The sequence below is a fragment of the Hymenobacter psoromatis genome, from assembly GCA_001596155.1.
In the GTDB taxonomy this organism is placed as follows: domain Bacteria; phylum Bacteroidota; class Bacteroidia; order Cytophagales; family Hymenobacteraceae; genus Hymenobacter.
Map to the genome: position 1 here is coordinate 3,541,298 of CP014771.1, position 14,949 is coordinate 3,556,246.

Consider the following 14,949-nt stretch of genomic DNA (forward strand, 5'->3'; position numbering starts at 1 on the left):
TCACGTAAATGCTATGAAAATAATCGTCACTGGCTCCCTGGGAAATGTCAGCGGACCGCTCGCAGAAACGCTGGTCCGCAACGGGCACCGCGTCACGGTCATCAGCAGCGACCCCGGAAAAGCGGCGCAAATCGATGCCCTGGGTGCCACCGCCGCGATTGGGTCCTTAGCCGATGGGGACTTCATCCGGCAAACGCTCACGGGGGCTGATGCCCTTTACGCGATGACTCCCTTCAGCTTTACCGCCCTTGACCAATCGGCTTATTTGCGCGAAATCGCAACGAACTACGTGCAAGCCATTCGGCACAATGGCCTCAAAAGGGCGGTGGTGCTCAGTGGCTGGGCGGCCGATTTAGTGCCGTCGGTGAGTGTGGAAGACGTATTTGCGCCGCTGGCAGGTGTCGCCGTCACGTTCCTGCGCCCGGCTTATTTTTACATAGGACTTACGCAAAAGACGTCTGTCATTGCGAGCGAAGCGCGGCAATCGCACCAGAACGACTGGCGCGGGTGTCGTTCTGGTGCGATTGCTTCGCTTTGCTCGCAATGACAGACGATTTGCGTAAGTCCTATTATAGTAACTTTTACCAGTCCTCAGCGGCCATTAAGCAGACCGGCCGCCTCACGGCAGTTTGTGGCGGTGAAGACCGAATCGTCTTCGTCTCGCCGAAGGACATTGCGGCCGCGGCCGCCGAGGAGCTGGTGACCTCAGCCCCGAGTCAGGTGCGCTACGTGGGCAGCGAAGAGCTGACCTGTAACGAAGCGGCCCGCATTATTGGCACCGCTATCGGCAACCCCTCACTCCACTGGACGACGATAGCCGAGGAGCAGCTGCTGGCGGCCTATAAAGGGATGGGGCTACCGGATGCGCTCGCGAAAAGTTTTGTGGAAATGGAGGCGACCATGCACAACGGCACGGCGTTGGCCAATTTTCACCGGGCAAACCCCACGCTGGGCAAAGTGAAGTTGGCAGATTTTGCCAAAGAGTTTGCCGTCGCCTATCAGGCCCACTAAGTAGTACCCCGTGGCAGGCCTTCGCAAGTTCTCCCAGTCGGGTGCTACCCCTGCCCATACTCACCATCTTCCGGCCCACTTGCACACCGACCACCACCACGGCGCGCGGGGCTGCCGCCTTACACGCCAAATCACAAGTGGTTTGTTGCCCTATCCTGACCCCAGGGGCCGCGCCCGCTAGCTTATCCCCCCCACGCTACTGCTCCGGCGGCTGGCGGCTGAGTAGCTGGTTGCTGGGGCAGTAGCGTCATTGACCGTCATTTGGCCTCGAAAAAAGCCAGCGTCAGGGCCCAGGCTTTGGGGTGGTAGCTGGGGCGCTGGTGACAGAAAAAGCCGTGGTCAGCGTAAGAGATGACCGCGTTGAGGTAGGGCTTGCGGGCGGCTTGCAGGGCCTGCACTACCTCCGCTACGTGGGTTGGGGGAATATGCTGGTCCAGTCCGCCCCACACGAACAGGTGTGGAGCGTGCAGGTCGGCGGCGCGGTCCAGGAGGGTGGGTAGGCCGCCGCCGTAAAACGAGACGGCCGCCATCAACGGTAGTTCCGCATTGGCCAGAAACGACACGCGCCCGCCCAGGCAAAAGCTCAGGCTGCCAATCTGGTCGGTGGCCACCTGGGGCTACGCGGCGAGCCAGGCGTAGGCGGCGTGCAAGTCGGCCGTGAGCCCGGCGGGGGTGAGCGATTGGGCGTGCGCCAGGTCGCTGGCAAGGTCGCTATACGGGATTTCCAGGCCCGGCGCGGCCGTGCGATGAAACGGCTCCGGGGCCACTACCACGTAGCCCGCCCGCGCCAGCCGGTCGGTTACGCTCCGCAGGGTAGGAGTTCACCCCAAAAACTTCCTGCAAGAGCAGGATAGCCGGGGCCGGCGCGTTTAGCTCAGCCGGGCGGGCGGAACAGGCCGACATCTGGGTACCGTCGGCCACCGATAAAATCAGGGAATTAAGCAAAGTAAGCAGACCTAAGTTCAAGTGAAACAGCCGATTAACGGCCGCTAGGCCAGGGGGCGGCCGTCTGCGCCGGGCGGGTCGAGCGGGTGCCGGGCCAGCGGATGCACGGCCACCTGCATCCACGGGTAGAGCGGCAGGCCCGTGATGAGCGCGTGCAGCTGCGTCGCGTCCTCGGCCCGCCACAGGCCCCAGTTGCCGAACTGCGCCGGGATGCGCCAGATGCGAACCAGATGCCCCTGCTCCTGAAGCAGGTACGCCTGGGTGTGCTCCTCTTGAATGAGGTGCTGGCGGGTGGTCTCCGCCACGTCGGGCGTAAAGTGAATGGTGATATTGAGCAAAAATTCCATTTGATAATTAGTTAGTTAGGAGTAGGAACCGGGGCCGCGCTGGTAGCTTCTCCCGGCTGGTGCAGCGTGTAGTCGGCCATGCCCGACCAGTCTTTTTCGCCCAGGCCCGCCGCCACGGCCGCGGCCATGCGGGCATGCACGGCGGCCAGCAGCGGGAGTTGCTGGCCCGTTTTGGCGGCGGCGGCCGTGGCGAGGCCCAGGTCCTTGAGGCCCAGCTTCATCCGAAAGCCGGCCTCGAAGTCGCCCCGTACTATTTTCTGGCTGTATTTTTCGTAGGCGCGGCTGCCGTTGAATTGCGTTTGCAGCATCAGGTCGAAGAAGGTTTCCGGGGCCAGGCCGTGGCTGCTGGTCAGCACGGCAGCTTCCGCCAGCGTCTCAATGACGAGCGCCAGCATCATATTACCGGCAATTTTGGCCGCGTTGGCCTGCTTGGGGTCTTCGCCCAGCACCCACGTCTTCTTGCCCAGCACGTCGAGCAGAGGCTGCACGGTGGCCACGAGGGCCGGCTCACCGGCTACCATAAACGTGAGCTGGCCCGCCGCCGCCACGTCGGGCCGGCCAAACACGGGAGCCGATAAGTAGCCGACCCCCGCCGCCGCGTGCGCTGCCCGCAGCTCATCGGCAAAATCGACGGAGATGGTGGCCGTCACCACATGCACGGCCCCCGCCCGCGCCGTGGGCAGCACCCCCGCGTCGAGCAGCACTGCCCGAATGGCGGCGTCGTCGGCGAGCATTGTAAAGATAACTGCCGCCTGAAAAGCCTCTTGGGGGCTCGCCACCATTTCTGCCCCCGGCAGCACTTCCGGCGAGCGGTTCCAGGCCCGCACTTGGTAGCCGGCCTGCACCAGGTTGTGGGCAATTGCGCGGCCCATTTTGCCCAGGCCAATAAAGCCGACTTCCAATTGGGGGGTTTCGGGTTCCGGGCGGGCCGCCGCGGTGTGGGCGGCCAGCCAGCGGAGCACCGGGGCGAGGGCCTGGTCGGAATTCTTCTCGTAGAGCAGGCCGTGGCCGTTGCCCCGCACGCCGTGGTCGGGCAAGTGCAAGTGCTCGGCCGCCGCGCCGGCCACCCGTAAAAAGTCCACGATGGCGGGGCCAAACGCGGCGAAAGTCGAGGCTTCGCCGGTAACCACGGCCACCGGCAGCCCAGCCAGGGCCGGCAGTTGCAGCGTGGCCGGGTTGGCGGCCCGCGCTTCGGCCGCCGTGGCGCGGGGCGGGTGGTAGGCCACGAGCGCGGCCGTCAGCCCCCAATCAAGGGTCCCGATGCCGGGCGTAGTGGCAAATGGCGGTCCCATCGGCTCCAGGCTGACGATGGCGCGGACCAGGCCCGGCCGGCGGTCGGCCACCAGCCAGCCGGCCGGGCCGGAGGCCGAGTGCGTAATAATAATCGCGGGTCCGATGCGGTCGAGCAGGCGGGCCAGCCGGTCGGCATCCATCTCCTGCGAGGCAGCCAGGTCGGCGGGAATGGGGCCGTAGGCGGCCATGAAGTCATCAAACGCCGCCGCATCCTGCGGGTCGAAGGGCCACTGCGTCTGCCGGTCGGCCGCCGCATCCGGGAAGTAAACTTCCTTGGCCCGCTCGTAGGAAAAGGGCGAGCTCATGGACCCCATAATCTCGGCGTGGTAGGGCGAGCGGCCGTGGCCGGGCCGGTCCACGACCAGCACGGCGTAGCCGGCTTCCACCAGGCGCTGCGCCCAGCCGGGCCGGCCGTCGGGCGTATCGCCCCACTCGGTGCCCTGCAAGGTGCCGCCATGCACGAGCACCACGGGGTAGGGCTGCGTCACGCGCTCGGGGGCTTCCCATTCCACGAACAGCGGCCCGCGCTGGTACGTCTGCCCGTGGCGGCTGACCCGCTCACCGGGCACCCAAAAACAGCCGCGGCGCGACGCGCGGACGGGCACTTCGGCCCAAAATGGAAGTGGCTGGGCCGGGCTGGGCTGATTGGCTGGTTGCATGGTTTCTACTGTTGAGGAGCGATTGGAAAGCGGTTGCTGCAAAGCTGCCCCGGCAAACCAGGTTGTGGAGGAGTCCAGAGCAGGGAGGAAAATGCCCTGCAAAGTTCCGACCCCGGCGGCCCGGCCGTTTTACCCGATTCAAACCAATGCTTACGAAAATCAGCACACCCGCGCCGCCGTGGGGGCCTGGCCCGTGTGCCGCCGAAAAAAAGCGGTGAAGTGGGCAGGCTCCTCAAAACCCAGGCAGTAGCCAATGTGCGCTACCGGCCAGTTGGTGTGCAGCAGCAGGGCCTGCGCCTCCTGCACCAGGCGTTCGGCCAGCAGCTGGGTAGTGGTTTTGCCCGTGGCGGCCTTCAGCATCCGGTTCAGGTAGTTGCTATGCACGGCCAGCTGGTCGGCAAACGCCTGGGCCGTGCGGAGGCGCACGCGCTGCTGCGGCGACTCAATCGGAAACTGTCGGGCCAGTAGTTCGGTGAACAGCAGGGTGATGCGCGTGGCGGCGCGGGCCGGCCGGTCCAGCACTAGGGCCGGAGCCAGCTTCTGCGCCCCGTGGATAAGCTCCAGCACATAAGCCCGCAACAGGTCATACTTATAGACGTAAGTCGAATTAATCTCGGCCAGCATCTTCTCAAAAATAGTCTGCACCGGCAGGCGCTGCGCAGCGGTAAGGGCGTAAACCGGCTGCCCGCCCGGCGCAAACACGGGGAAGCCAGCCTGCGCCAGGGCACTGGCTTCCGCTAAAAATGCCGCCGTAAAAATGCAGAATATCCGGCTCTGCGGGCCGCCCAGGGGTTCCCAGAGGTAGGGCACCTGCGGATTCGCAAACAGCAGGGCGCTGCCAGCTACCGTCACTACTTTATCGGCGTAGTGATAGCGGTTGTGGCCCGTTACCAGGCTGATTTTATAGAAATCCTTGCGGCTGTACTGCACCGGCCGGGCAGCAGGACCCGCGTAGTCCGGCTGGTCAAATACGTTGAAGTGCCCTAAGCCCTGCCGCAGGTCCGGCGGCAGCCCCGGCACCTTGGTGCGGTAGAATTCTTCTAGTGTAAGCGTATCGGCCATTGCGCAAAGTTATACGAATCAAACTTTCGGCTGGCCAGTACCAATCTTCTGGTTAGGGGAGCATTCTATTGGCTGCCCCCAGCGGCGGGGCGGGCTGGCGCGCCACAGGAGCAGGGCCAGCCCCAGGGCCGCGCTGAGCAGCAACCCCAGCAGCAGCACCAGCCCGTGCCAGGCGTGGTGCTGGAGGACCACCCCGCTGAACGTGCCCACCAGGCTGGACCCCAGGTAGTAAAACAAAAGATAGAGGGAGGCGGCCGCCGCCCGGTTGTCCGGCGCGCGCCGCCCGGCCCAGCTGCTGGCCAGCGTGTGCGCCCCGAAGAAGCCCAGCGTCAGCATCCCTACCCCCGTCACCACGAGCCCAAGCTGGTCGAACCACGTCAGCAGCAGCCCGCTCAGCATCAGCAGCGTAAAGGCGGCCAGCGTGGGGGGTAGGCCCCACTTCTCGGCCAGTGGCCCGGCGGCAAAGGAGCCGCCCAGGCCCACGGCATACAACAGGAAGACGCCGGCCACGACTTGCGGGGCCAGGCTGAACGGCGGCGCTTCCAGCCGGAAACCCAGGTAGTTATACAGGCTCACAAAGCTGCCCATCGCCAGCGCCGCCAGCAGACAGAGCCCAAGTAGGCGAGCATCCTGCGCCGTGCGGCGGATGCTGGCCAGGAGCGCCCCGCCCCGCAGCCGGTGGGGCGTGAAGTGGCGGGAAGGCGGCAGGCGGCGGCCAAATTCCAGCGCCAGCCCCAGGCACCCCAGGCCGATAAGGGCCGCCACGACCCGCCACGAATACCACCCCGCGAGCAGCGTGGCCGCCACCCGGCCCAGCATCCCGCCCAGAATGGTGCCGCTGATGTAGAAGCCCATCGAGCGGCCGAGGGCCGCGGGGGCCACTTCTTCGCCAATGTAGGCCATCGCGGTGGCCGCCACGCCCGCCAGCAAAAAGCCCTTGAGCGCGCTCACCACCAGCAGCCAGGCAAAGCTGGGCACCAGGGCGGAGGCCGCAGTCAGGGCCGAAGAACTCACCAGGGCGCTCACCATCAGTTTCTTGCGCGAAAATCGATTGGCCAGAAATGTGCCCAGTAGCAGCCCCGCCGCCAGGGCCAGCGTAGCCGTCGAAATAACCAGGCTGCTGTGCGCCGGCGTCAAGTGAAAGTAGCGGCCCAGCACGGGCAGCAGGGGCTGCAAAAAATAGAGCTGGGCAAACAGGCACAGCCCGGCCAGAAACATGGCGTAGGTAAGGCGGCGGTAGGCGGCGGTGCCCCGCTCGGCGGGGGGGGTAGGGAGTAGAGTTGGGAGGCCAGGCATAGTGCCAAAAAAGCGGCCCCTGGAGGTGCCGTTGCAGCCCAATATCTGCTGGTCGCAGGGCTTTAGGAGCGATGCCTTGACCGACGGCCAACGTTTCCGCACCCTGAATGTCAGTGATGACTGGAACCGGGAAGTGCTCGGTATCGAAGTGGATTTTTCGCTACCCCCTATGCGGGTTGTGGCCCTGCTCACGCAGGTAGTCAGCCAGTACGGCTGCGGGTGGATAACGGCCCCGAGCTTATCAGCCAGGTGTTACAGACCTGGTGCCAGCGTCAGGGAATTGACCTGCGTTGGATTCAGCCAACGAGTCCAACGCAAAACGCCTATGTTGAACGCTTTAACGGCTCCTTTCGCCGCGAGCTGCTCAATGCCCACTTCTTCACCAGCCTGCGCCAGGTGCATGAACACTGCCAACTTTGGCAACACGATTACAACCACCTGCGACCGCATGAGGCCCTTAACTTCTTAACGCCCATCGAGTTTCGTTAAGCTGCCTGACCTCTGCTTTTGATTGGCCTACTCTGACGGGGAGCTTACAGTAGGCCAGGAAGAGGCGTTGCAGTTCGGTCATGGCAGGCGGAAAAGGCTAGGGTACGAGGGTGCGGCGGGGGGGTAGGAAACGAGCCAACCTCGGCCAAGGCGAATAAAACAAGTGCCCCGCAGCGAACCGCCACGGGGCATTGCCTTTGTAAACAAGCCCGTTTAGAGGAGCTTATCCAGCGTAATCGGCAGGTCGCGCAGACGCTTGCCCGTGGCGTGGTAGATGGCATTGGAGATGGCGGCGACCACGCCCAGCAGCCCTATTTCGCCCAGGCCCTTTACTCCGATGGGGTTCACAATATCGTCGCTTTCCTCCACGAAAATCACGTCAATTTTGTGAATGTCGGCGTTCACCGGAATGTGGTATTCGGCGTAGTTGTGGTTCATAAAGCGCCCGAAGTGGTGGTCGGCGACCGTTTCCTCCATCAGCGCCATGCCGATGCCCCACACGGTGGAACCCAGTACCTGGCTGCGTGCGGTTTTGGGATTCAGGATACGGCCGGCGGCCACGGCGTTCACCACGCGCGTTACGCGCACGATACCCAGGTCCTCATCTACTTTCACCTCCACGAAAACGGCGTTGTGCGAGTGCATGGAATACTTCGACTGTTTAGCCGTGTCAGGCTTACCCCCGCCCTCGGCTTCCACGGTTGGCTCGTCGCTGGCCGCCAGCACGTCCCGAATCGCTACTTGCCGGCTGATGTCCTGGTTGGCGCCGATTACCCCGTTCACGAATTGCACGTCCTCATAAGCGAGGTCGGCGAGGGGCGAGTTGTCCAGCTGCTGGGCCAGTTGCAGCACTTTTTTGCCGAGCGCCTGGCAGGTGTCTTGCACGGCCGAGCCGACCGAGGCAGCCGTCCAGGAGCCGCCCTGAATGGGGGATTGGGGTAGGGTTGTGTCGCCTAGCACGAAGGTCACGTCTTCAATGGGCAGGCCCATTGTCTGGGCGGCCAGTTGAGTCATGACCGTGTAGGTGCCCGTGCCAATGTCGTTGCTCCCGCTGCTCACCGTGAGGTGGCCATTGGCGGCGAGGCTGGCCTTGGCTTTAGTGGGCTTTTGCTGCGCATCCCAGATGCCGGTGCCCACCCCCCAACCCACCAGCAGGCGGCCGTCGCGCATGGAGCGCGGCTCCGGGGTGCGGGCCGCCCAGCCGAACCTGGCCGCTCCTTCGTGGAAGCAATCGCGCAGGCGCTTGCTGCTGAAGGGCTTGTCAGTGCTTTTATCCGTTTCCGAGTAGTTCAGCAGGCGAAATTCCAGCGGGTCGCGGCCCGCTTGATAGGCCATCTCGTCAATGGCGATTTCGAGGGCAAATTCGCCCGTGGCGGCCCCCGGTGCCCGCATGGACTGCGGCGTGTAGATATCAAGCGCGACGATTTCGTGCGCCAGCGTCACGTTGTCGCAATTGTAGAGGACGCCCGAGTTGGCCACCACATTTTCGGCGTAGTCCTCGAACCGCGAGGTTTCGGCCACCGCGTGGTGTTGCAGCGACGTCAGGTGGCCCCACTCATCGGTACCCAGTTTCAGGTTCTGAATGGTGGCGGGCCGGTTGCCGATGCTGAACATCTGGTCTCGCGTCAGGGTCAGGCGAATGGAGTGCTGAAGCTCCAGCGCCGCTAAGGTTGCAAAAAACATCTGGTGCTGCGGCCGCAGCCCCGAGCCGAACCCGCCGCCCATGTACTTGGTAATAACCTGGGTATCATCTTTGGCCAGCCCAAAAACCCCGCACAAATACGCCTGCACATTGAAAACGCCCTGGGTTTTGTCGTAGATTTTCATCTTCTTACCATCGCCCAGCCACTCGATGGTCGTGGCGTACATCTCCATCGGGTTCTGGTGCTGCGCCTGGTGCGTGTACGTGCCGGCGTGCTGATGCACGGCCGCCGCGAAGGCTGCCTCCGCGTGGCCGTAGGGTTTGGGCGGGGGCGAATAGCTGCCCTTAGAAGCTGTTTGGGTTAAATTTTCTTGACTATTCTTCTACTATTACTTAGTAAGATAAAAGCATTTTCACTGGCTATTTTTCTTTCGTAACATCTTGCTAATCTGCGGTTATTCGTAACCCAGGCTAGTGTGCGCTCAACAATCCAGCGCTTGGCATGGATGCAAAAGCCCTTCCGCTGGCGCACTATCTGCGTGGGCACCTCCACCCGAATTCCGTACTTGTTAGCCATGTGGTCCACAAATTCGCCGCGAAAGCCGCCATCGATATAAATGATTTTGACTTCCTGCAGCAGGACGTTATGGGCGAGTAAGTCGTCCCAGAACTGGATGGCCGTCTGCCCATCATGGGCATTGGCGGCCGTCACTTTGCTGGCCAGCACATTGCCGAGCGTATCGGCGACGACGAAGCGCTTACGGCCTTTGATAAGTTTGCCCCCATCAAAGCCGATATGCGTGGTGCTGGTGGCCGAATTTTTCACGCTTTGGGAGTCGATAATCACGGCGCTTGGACAAGCATTTTTTTTACACTCTCGCGGTAATCAACGTTTAAACAAGCGTTTATACTTTCAAACAAGCCTTCTTTCTCCCACTTGCCAAAGTAGAAATAAACAGTTTGCCAAGGTGGAAAATCGCCGGGTATATCGCGCCAGCCGCACCCGTTTTTCAGCACGTATAAGATACCATTGAACACGTCCAGCAGGGGCCATTTACTGGTGCGCCGCACCACAATCAACGGTAAAATTCGCTGCCAATCCCGCTCAGATAAATCCGAAGTATAAGATTTTTGACGCATAAAGAAAATAAGAGGGTTTTACCTCAAATTTAACTCAAACAGCTTCTTAGCCTTCGGCGCGTGGCCCTCGTGGCGCACCTGCTCCAGGTCGGTGACAAACGCCGCCGCCTCGTACTCAATGTGCAGGATAGAAGCCGCGTAGCGGGCCAGCTCGAAGGTCTCGGCCACCACCAGCGCCACCGGCTGCATACTGAACAGAATTCCGGGCGATTGCAGCGCCCGGAAGGGCGAGCCGCCGGGGGCAATTTCATCCTGATAACTGCTATCTAGCCAGGCTAGTGAGGGCATATTTTCGTGCGTGAACACCCGCTTTACGCCGGGCAGGGCCAGCACCGGGGCCGCGTCAATTTTGGTGATTTTACCCTTCGCGATGGGGCTGTTCACGAGGTAGCCGTACCAGAGGTCGGGCACGTCGTAGTCGGCCGCGTAGTTGGCCGCGCCCGTCACCTTGGCCGGGCCGTCCACGCGGCTCGTGGGCTTGCCCACGTAATCGGTGCCCAGCTGGATGGTGGGCGGAGTGGCGATAGTCTGACTCATAACGGGTTACGGATTAGAATTCAGGAATGCGTTGGGGTCGAGCTGGTAGTCCATCTCCACGGCCTGCTTCAGGGCCCGCACGATGGCGCGGCGGCCCAGCTCTATCTTAAACGTGTTCGCGCCGTAGCCCTGCGCCGACTCGAACACCTGGGCGGCTACCCGCCGGAACAAGTCGGGCGAGGCAGTTTGGCCTTCCAGCAGTTGTTCGGCTGCCTGGTCGCGCCAGGGCTTGTGGGCCACCCCGCCCAGCGCGAAGCGGGCCGTTTTGATGGTGTCGCCGGCCATTTCCAGCCCCACCGCCACACTCACCGTGGCGAAGGCGTAGCTGGTGCGGTCGCGCAGCTTGAGGTAGGTAAAGTGCTGCCGGTAGCCCTGCGCCGGCAGGTCGATGGCCGTCACCAACTCGCCCGGTTTCAGGGTGTTGTCATACTGCGGCGTATCGCCCGGCAGGCGGTGGTAGTCCTCAAACCGGATGGTCCGCTCGCCCGCTGGCCCCTGCACGCGCACCACGGCTTCCAGCGCGGCCAGGGCCACGCACATATCAGAAGGGTGGGTAGCAATGCAGCTCTCGCTGGTGCCCAGCACGCCGCACACCCGGTTGTAGCCGGCCAGGGCCGAGCAGCCCGTGCCCGGCTCGCGCTTGTTGCAGGGGGTAGCGAGGTCGTAGAAGTACAGGCAGCGGGTGCGCTGATTGAGGTTGCCGCCGTTGGTAGCCGCGTTGCGCAGCTGCGGCGTGGCCCCGGCCAAAATGGTCTGGCTCAGCAGGGGGTAGCGCGCCTGCACTTCGGGGTGGTAGGCGGTGGCCGAATTGGTCACGAGCGCGCCCAGGCGCAGGCCTCCACCGGGCAGCTCCTCGATGCGCTGCAAGGGCAGCCGGCCCAGACTGGTGAGGTGGGTAGGGCGCGCCACGTTGTACTTCATCAAGTCCACGAGGTTGGTGCCGCCGCCCAGGTAGGCCGAGTGTTCGTGGCTGGTCTTGTCGGCCACGGCCGCATCCACGGCTTCGGCTTGCGTCAGGGTAAAGCTGTTCATGGGTTCTAGGTTAGCAGCTAACAGCTTAAGATATAGGAATAATAACCAAAGTGCCGTTGTCCACCACGGCCTGGCCGTCGTGCAGCACCTCCATCACGGCCGAGAGGATGTTGGGGTAAGCGCCGCAGCGGCAGAGGTTGCCGCTCATCAGCTCGCGCACCTCGTCGGCGGTTTTGGCACGGCCCTCGTTAAGCAGGCCCTGCGCCGAGCAAATCTGGCCGGGGGTGCAGTAGCCGCACTGAAAGGCATCATGGTCAATGAAAGCCTGTTGCAAGGGCGAGAGGTTGTCGGCGCTGCCCAGGCCCTCAATGGTTTCGATTTGCTTGCCCTGGTACACCGTAGCCAGTGCCAGGCAGGAGTTAATGCGTTGGCCATCAACGAGCACGGTGCAGGCTCCGCATTGGCCGTGGTCGCAGCCTTTCTTGGTGCCGGTCAGGCCCACGTGCTCGCGCAGGGCGTCGAGCAGGCTGGTCCAGGGCGCGATGTGAATGGTGCGGTCCTGGCCGTTCACGTGCAGGGTCACCGCCTGGGCGGGTACGATAGCCGGGGCGGGTGGCCCCAGCGGGGCTTGGAGAAAGTGGGGCATAAGAACAATGAAAAGCGGAAGCGTAACAGTCGTACGCCTCCACGGAAGGATTTCTAAAACCAGCGCCAAAATGGCCAACCCAGGCGTGGGCCCAGCTTCCCCAGGCCAACGGCCTCGTTTAACTAACCAGGGGGCCGCAATAGGTTGCGGCCCCCTGGCAGTTGTGACCTAGTTACTTCCAGCTAAGCGCACCAGTAGGAAGGACCGCGGGGGTGGCGCTGGAAAAACTAGTTATACCGAAACCTTCGGTAGCCGCTTGAGGAGCGCCTCGGCCAAAGGGCCCGACGAAGCCGGGTTTTGCCCGGTGAGCAGCAGGCCATCGGTGACTAAATGAACGGCCCAGTCGGCCGCCCGCGAGTAGAGGCCGCCTTCGGCTTTCAATTCGTCTTCGAGCAGAAACGGCACTGCCGCGACCCGTTTCACGCCTGCTTCTTCGGTGTTGCTGAAACCGGTGAACTGTTTGCCCGCGACCAGCGGCGAGCCGTCGGCTTTCTTCACGTGGCGCAGGGCACCGGGCGCGTGGCAGACGAGGGCCACCGGTTTGCCGGCCGCCAAAAATGCCTCAATCAGCCGGATGGAGTGCAGGTCCTCGGCCAAATCCCACAACGGGCCGTGGCCGCCGGGGTAGAATACCGTGGCGAAGTCGTCCTGTTGCACGCTGTCGAGGCGCACCGTGGTGGCAAGCTGCGCCTGGGCCGCCGCGTCCGCCGCAAAACGCCGGGTGTCGTCGCTCAGATACTTGGGCGTGGTACTCATCGGGTCGCACGGCGGCCCCCCCCCTTTGGGAGAGGCCAGCACCAGGTCGATGCCGGCATCCTTAAATCGATTGTAGGCGGCGGCTACCTCTTCGAGCCAGTAGCCGGTCTTCTCGCCGGTGTTCCCCAGTTGGTCGTGCGAGGTGATGACCATCAAAATTTTCATGGCAGTTTGTCGGTTAGTGAACGTTTGGTTGCGTTGAAACGGTGTACCCGCTCAATGGCCACAAAGGTCCGCTACCCTGCTCAGGGAAACTTGCTGCATTCAAACGGATGCTTGCTCAATTCAAACCTGGCGCACGGCCGAGGGAGCCAGGCCGGTCTGCTTTTTAAAAAAGTGGTTGAAATGAGCCGGCTCGTCGAAACCCAGGCTGTAGCCGATTTCGGCCACGTTCCAGTCGGTGTGCCGGAGCAGGGCGCGGGCTTCGCCGGCCAGGCGCTCGGCGATGTGGGCGGTCGTCGTGGTGCCGGTCGTCTCGCGCACGCAGCGGTTGAGGTAGTTGACGTGCACGCTCAGCTGCCGGGCAAAGTCGCCGGCCGAACGCAGGGCAAACCGACGGGTCAGGGATTCGATGGGAAACTGCCGCTCCAGCAGCTCCAGGAAAGCGCTCGTCAGCCGCACCTTGGCATCGGGCTGCTGGTAGAGGGTGTCGGCGGGCCGCAGCTTCAGCGCATAGTGAATCAGCTCCGCCACGTAGTTGCGCAGCAGGTCGTACTTGAGGGGGTAGTCGGAATTGATTTCGGCGAGCATCTTCTCAAACAAGGCGCTCACGGCTGTTTGCTGGTCGGCCGTGAGGGCATAAACCGGGTGGCCGCCAGGCTGAAACAGCGGCTGGTCCAGCAGGCTGGGGCTGCCCTGCCCCCGGAAGAACTCCTCGCGGAAAAGGCAGTAAAAACCGGTGGAAGGGGCAGAAATCGGCTGGCAGCTATACGGCACCCGCGGGTTGAAAAACACCAGGGTAGGCTCCAGCATCTCCAGGCTTTTGTCGGCGAAGTGGTAGGCGTGGGGGTCGCGGTTGAGGGCAATTTTGTAAAAGTCCCGGCGACCGTAAGAAATCAGCTTGGCGCTGGGGACCCGCACTTCCTCCAGCCGAAAAACGTTGACCTGCTCCACCTCTGGTTGGGGCAGCCCTTGGAAGTAGTGCTGGTAAAAAAGGGGGAGCGACTCGGACTTGAGCATCCGGCAAAGTTACCCAATCAGGACTTACGCAAAATTAGCAATAACACAGCCTGTTACAGCAGCGCCGGAATAAATGGCTAACTTAATTGCTGACGCAAAAACGCCGCCCAGGGCAGCAGACTAAACCCATTGGGATAGGCTTAACCGTCCTATTCTTCTCGAAAGCAGCCTTTTATTTTTGAATGTTGCTTCAGCCGCAGCCAGAAATTCAGAAAAACTAGGTTATCAGGCTAATTTACTGGTCGAGCTTTTCCGAATGCGTTTAGTCTGGCCTTGTAGTATGGAATGAGGATGCTATACTTGTGTGCTGATAGGCTGATAATGAGCGGATTATGAACGTTTTCTCCCTTCCTTCATCTTCTCTGCCTTCCCCATGAAACAACTTTTGCCGCTTATTCTGCTGGCTGGCACCAGCTTCGCGGCTCAGGCCCAAACTCAGCCCGCGGCACCTGCCGAAACAAACCAGGTGGCAACGGCCACGACTGCCGCCGCGCAGGGGCAGAATGCCGCCGTCCTCAAAGCAGGCAGCCTGGTAGTGCTGGAAACTACGATGCCTTTGTCCTCAAAAAATGCGCAGATGGGGCAGTCGGTAACCATGCGGGTTAAGTACGATGTGGTCGTCAACGGCAAGACGGCTATCAGGGCGGGCGCGCCGGGTAGCGGCCAGGTAACGGCGGCCGAGCATCACAAAGGCCTGGGAAAAGAGGGTAGCCTGGCCATTAGGCCCAGCGTAGTGCAAGCGGTAGATGGGCAGATGATACCCGTGGTGGGAGCCAGCACAAGTGCGGCGGGCAGTGGCACGGCCGGGGCCGCTATCGGCCTGGCAGTGGTGGTAAGCCCGCTTTTTTTGCTGCATAAAGGCAAGGAAGCCAGCATTCCCGCAGGCTACGAAATGCAGGCAACCGTGGCAAACGAAACGGTTATCAACTAACCCGCCTGACTGCTGGCGGCAAGCTGCTGAGCAGCGAATCAGGC

General features: G+C 62.4%; 17 protein-coding genes and 1 pseudogene. 3 read left to right on the plus strand and 15 right to left on the minus strand.

What is annotated here, in order from left to right; all coding sequences use genetic code 11:
- The first annotated feature begins 13 nt into the window (after nucleotides 1-13).
- On the plus strand, nucleotides 14-547 hold the full coding sequence (locus A0257_15135) for a hypothetical protein (protein AMR28289.1): 534 nt from the start codon (nucleotides 14-16) through the stop codon (nucleotides 545-547).
- Nucleotides 544-1,011 carry a hypothetical protein gene (locus tag A0257_15140; GenBank protein AMR28290.1) on the plus strand — a complete coding sequence of 156 codons (468 nt, stop codon included), beginning with the start codon at nucleotides 544-546 and terminating at the stop codon, nucleotides 1,009-1,011. Before A0257_15135 ends, A0257_15140 begins: the two co-directional genes overlap by 4 nt.
- Before the next feature lie 257 nt (nucleotides 1,012-1,268).
- Here the strand turns inward: A0257_15140 and A0257_15145 are convergent, their stop codons facing one another.
- From A0257_15145 to A0257_15215, 15 genes and pseudogenes are all read right to left on the minus strand, one after another.
- Nucleotides 1,269-1,622, minus strand: coding sequence for a hypothetical protein (locus A0257_15145; protein AMR28291.1), 354 nt, complete (start codon nucleotides 1,620-1,622; stop codon nucleotides 1,269-1,271).
- A 378-nt stretch (nucleotides 1,623-2,000) separates the two neighbouring features.
- Nucleotides 2,001-2,303 carry a muconolactone delta-isomerase gene (locus A0257_15150; protein AMR28292.1) on the minus strand — a complete coding sequence of 101 codons (303 nt, stop codon included), beginning with the start codon at nucleotides 2,301-2,303 and terminating at the stop codon, nucleotides 2,001-2,003.
- 11 nt (nucleotides 2,304-2,314) lie between these two features.
- Nucleotides 2,315-3,205, minus strand: a complete 891-nt coding sequence (locus tag A0257_15155; GenBank protein AMR29794.1) for an oxidoreductase — start codon at nucleotides 3,203-3,205, stop codon at nucleotides 2,315-2,317.
- Between the two features lie 45 nt (nucleotides 3,206-3,250).
- Nucleotides 3,251-4,255, minus strand: a pseudogene (locus A0257_15160) (lysophospholipase).
- 159 nt (nucleotides 4,256-4,414) lie between these two features.
- Nucleotides 4,415-5,317, minus strand: a complete 903-nt coding sequence (locus A0257_15165; GenBank protein ID AMR28293.1) for a transcriptional regulator — start codon at nucleotides 5,315-5,317, stop codon at nucleotides 4,415-4,417.
- An 18-nt stretch (nucleotides 5,318-5,335) separates the two neighbouring features.
- Nucleotides 5,336-6,613 (minus strand): hypothetical protein, encoded by a 1,278-nt coding sequence (locus tag A0257_15170; GenBank protein ID AMR28294.1) that lies wholly within the window; start codon nucleotides 6,611-6,613, stop codon nucleotides 5,336-5,338.
- A gap of 252 nt (nucleotides 6,614-6,865) precedes the next feature.
- Nucleotides 6,866-7,063, minus strand: coding sequence for a hypothetical protein (locus tag A0257_15175; protein ID AMR28295.1), 198 nt, complete (start codon nucleotides 7,061-7,063; stop codon nucleotides 6,866-6,868).
- A 252-nt stretch (nucleotides 7,064-7,315) separates the two neighbouring features.
- Entirely contained in the window at nucleotides 7,316-9,028 is a 1,713-nt protein-coding gene (locus A0257_15180; protein AMR28296.1) for an aldehyde oxidase, read from the minus strand.
- A 77-nt stretch (nucleotides 9,029-9,105) separates the two neighbouring features.
- The gene (locus tag A0257_15185) at nucleotides 9,106-9,591 is read right to left on the minus strand and encodes a hypothetical protein (protein ID AMR28297.1); all 486 of its coding nucleotides are present in this window, start codon (nucleotides 9,589-9,591) and stop codon (nucleotides 9,106-9,108) included.
- Entirely contained in the window at nucleotides 9,588-9,824 is a 237-nt protein-coding gene (locus A0257_15190) for a hypothetical protein (protein AMR28298.1), read from the minus strand. Before A0257_15190 ends, A0257_15185 begins: the two co-directional genes overlap by 4 nt.
- 78 nt (nucleotides 9,825-9,902) lie before the next feature.
- Nucleotides 9,903-10,421, minus strand: a complete 519-nt coding sequence (locus A0257_15195) for a hypothetical protein (protein ID AMR28299.1) — start codon at nucleotides 10,419-10,421, stop codon at nucleotides 9,903-9,905.
- 6 nt (nucleotides 10,422-10,427) lie between these two features.
- The gene (locus A0257_15200) at nucleotides 10,428-11,453 is read right to left on the minus strand and encodes an FAD-binding molybdopterin dehydrogenase (protein AMR28300.1); all 1,026 of its coding nucleotides are present in this window, start codon (nucleotides 11,451-11,453) and stop codon (nucleotides 10,428-10,430) included.
- 25 nt (nucleotides 11,454-11,478) lie between these two features.
- On the minus strand, nucleotides 11,479-12,039 hold the full coding sequence (locus A0257_15205; protein ID AMR28301.1) for a (2Fe-2S)-binding protein: 561 nt from the start codon (nucleotides 12,037-12,039) through the stop codon (nucleotides 11,479-11,481).
- A 231-nt stretch (nucleotides 12,040-12,270) separates the two neighbouring features.
- Nucleotides 12,271-12,960 carry a dimethylallyltransferase gene (locus tag A0257_15210; GenBank protein ID AMR28302.1) on the minus strand — a complete coding sequence of 230 codons (690 nt, stop codon included), beginning with the start codon at nucleotides 12,958-12,960 and terminating at the stop codon, nucleotides 12,271-12,273.
- A 120-nt stretch (nucleotides 12,961-13,080) separates the two neighbouring features.
- On the minus strand, nucleotides 13,081-13,974 hold the full coding sequence (locus A0257_15215) for a transcriptional regulator (protein ID AMR28303.1): 894 nt from the start codon (nucleotides 13,972-13,974) through the stop codon (nucleotides 13,081-13,083).
- 385 nt (nucleotides 13,975-14,359) lie between these two features.
- Here A0257_15215 and A0257_15220 point away from each other — a divergent pair, with 385 nt between their 5' ends.
- Nucleotides 14,360-14,905, plus strand: a complete 546-nt coding sequence (locus tag A0257_15220; protein AMR28304.1) for a hypothetical protein — start codon at nucleotides 14,360-14,362, stop codon at nucleotides 14,903-14,905.
- Nucleotides 14,906-14,949: the final 44 nt, after the last annotated feature.

Bases quoted from the DNA above. Each gene is read 5' to 3' on its own strand.
- A0257_15215 (AMR28303.1), bottom strand. From the start codon at position 13,974: ATGCTCAAGTCCGAGTCGCTCCCCCTTTTTTACCAGCACTACTTCCAA.
- A0257_15165 (AMR28293.1), bottom strand. From the start codon at position 5,317: ATGGCCGATACGCTTACACTAGAAGAATTCTACCGCACCAAGGTGCCG.
- A0257_15205 (AMR28301.1), bottom strand. From the start codon at position 12,039: ATGCCCCACTTTCTCCAAGCCCCGCTGGGGCCACCCGCCCCGGCTATC.
- A0257_15170 (AMR28294.1), bottom strand. From the start codon at position 6,613: ATGCCTGGCCTCCCAACTCTACTCCCTACCCCCCCCGCCGAGCGGGGC.
- A0257_15135 (AMR28289.1), top strand. From the start codon at position 14: ATGAAAATAATCGTCACTGGCTCCCTGGGAAATGTCAGCGGACCGCTC.
- A0257_15200 (AMR28300.1), bottom strand. From the start codon at position 11,453: ATGAACAGCTTTACCCTGACGCAAGCCGAAGCCGTGGATGCGGCCGTG.
- A0257_15175 (AMR28295.1), bottom strand. From the start codon at position 7,063: ATGCGGTCGCAGGTGGTTGTAATCGTGTTGCCAAAGTTGGCAGTGTTC.
- A0257_15195 (AMR28299.1), bottom strand. From the start codon at position 10,421: ATGAGTCAGACTATCGCCACTCCGCCCACCATCCAGCTGGGCACCGAT.
- A0257_15140 (AMR28290.1), top strand. From the start codon at position 544: ATGACAGACGATTTGCGTAAGTCCTATTATAGTAACTTTTACCAGTCC.
- A0257_15150 (AMR28292.1), bottom strand. From the start codon at position 2,303: ATGGAATTTTTGCTCAATATCACCATTCACTTTACGCCCGACGTGGCG.
- A0257_15210 (AMR28302.1), bottom strand. From the start codon at position 12,960: ATGAAAATTTTGATGGTCATCACCTCGCACGACCAACTGGGGAACACC.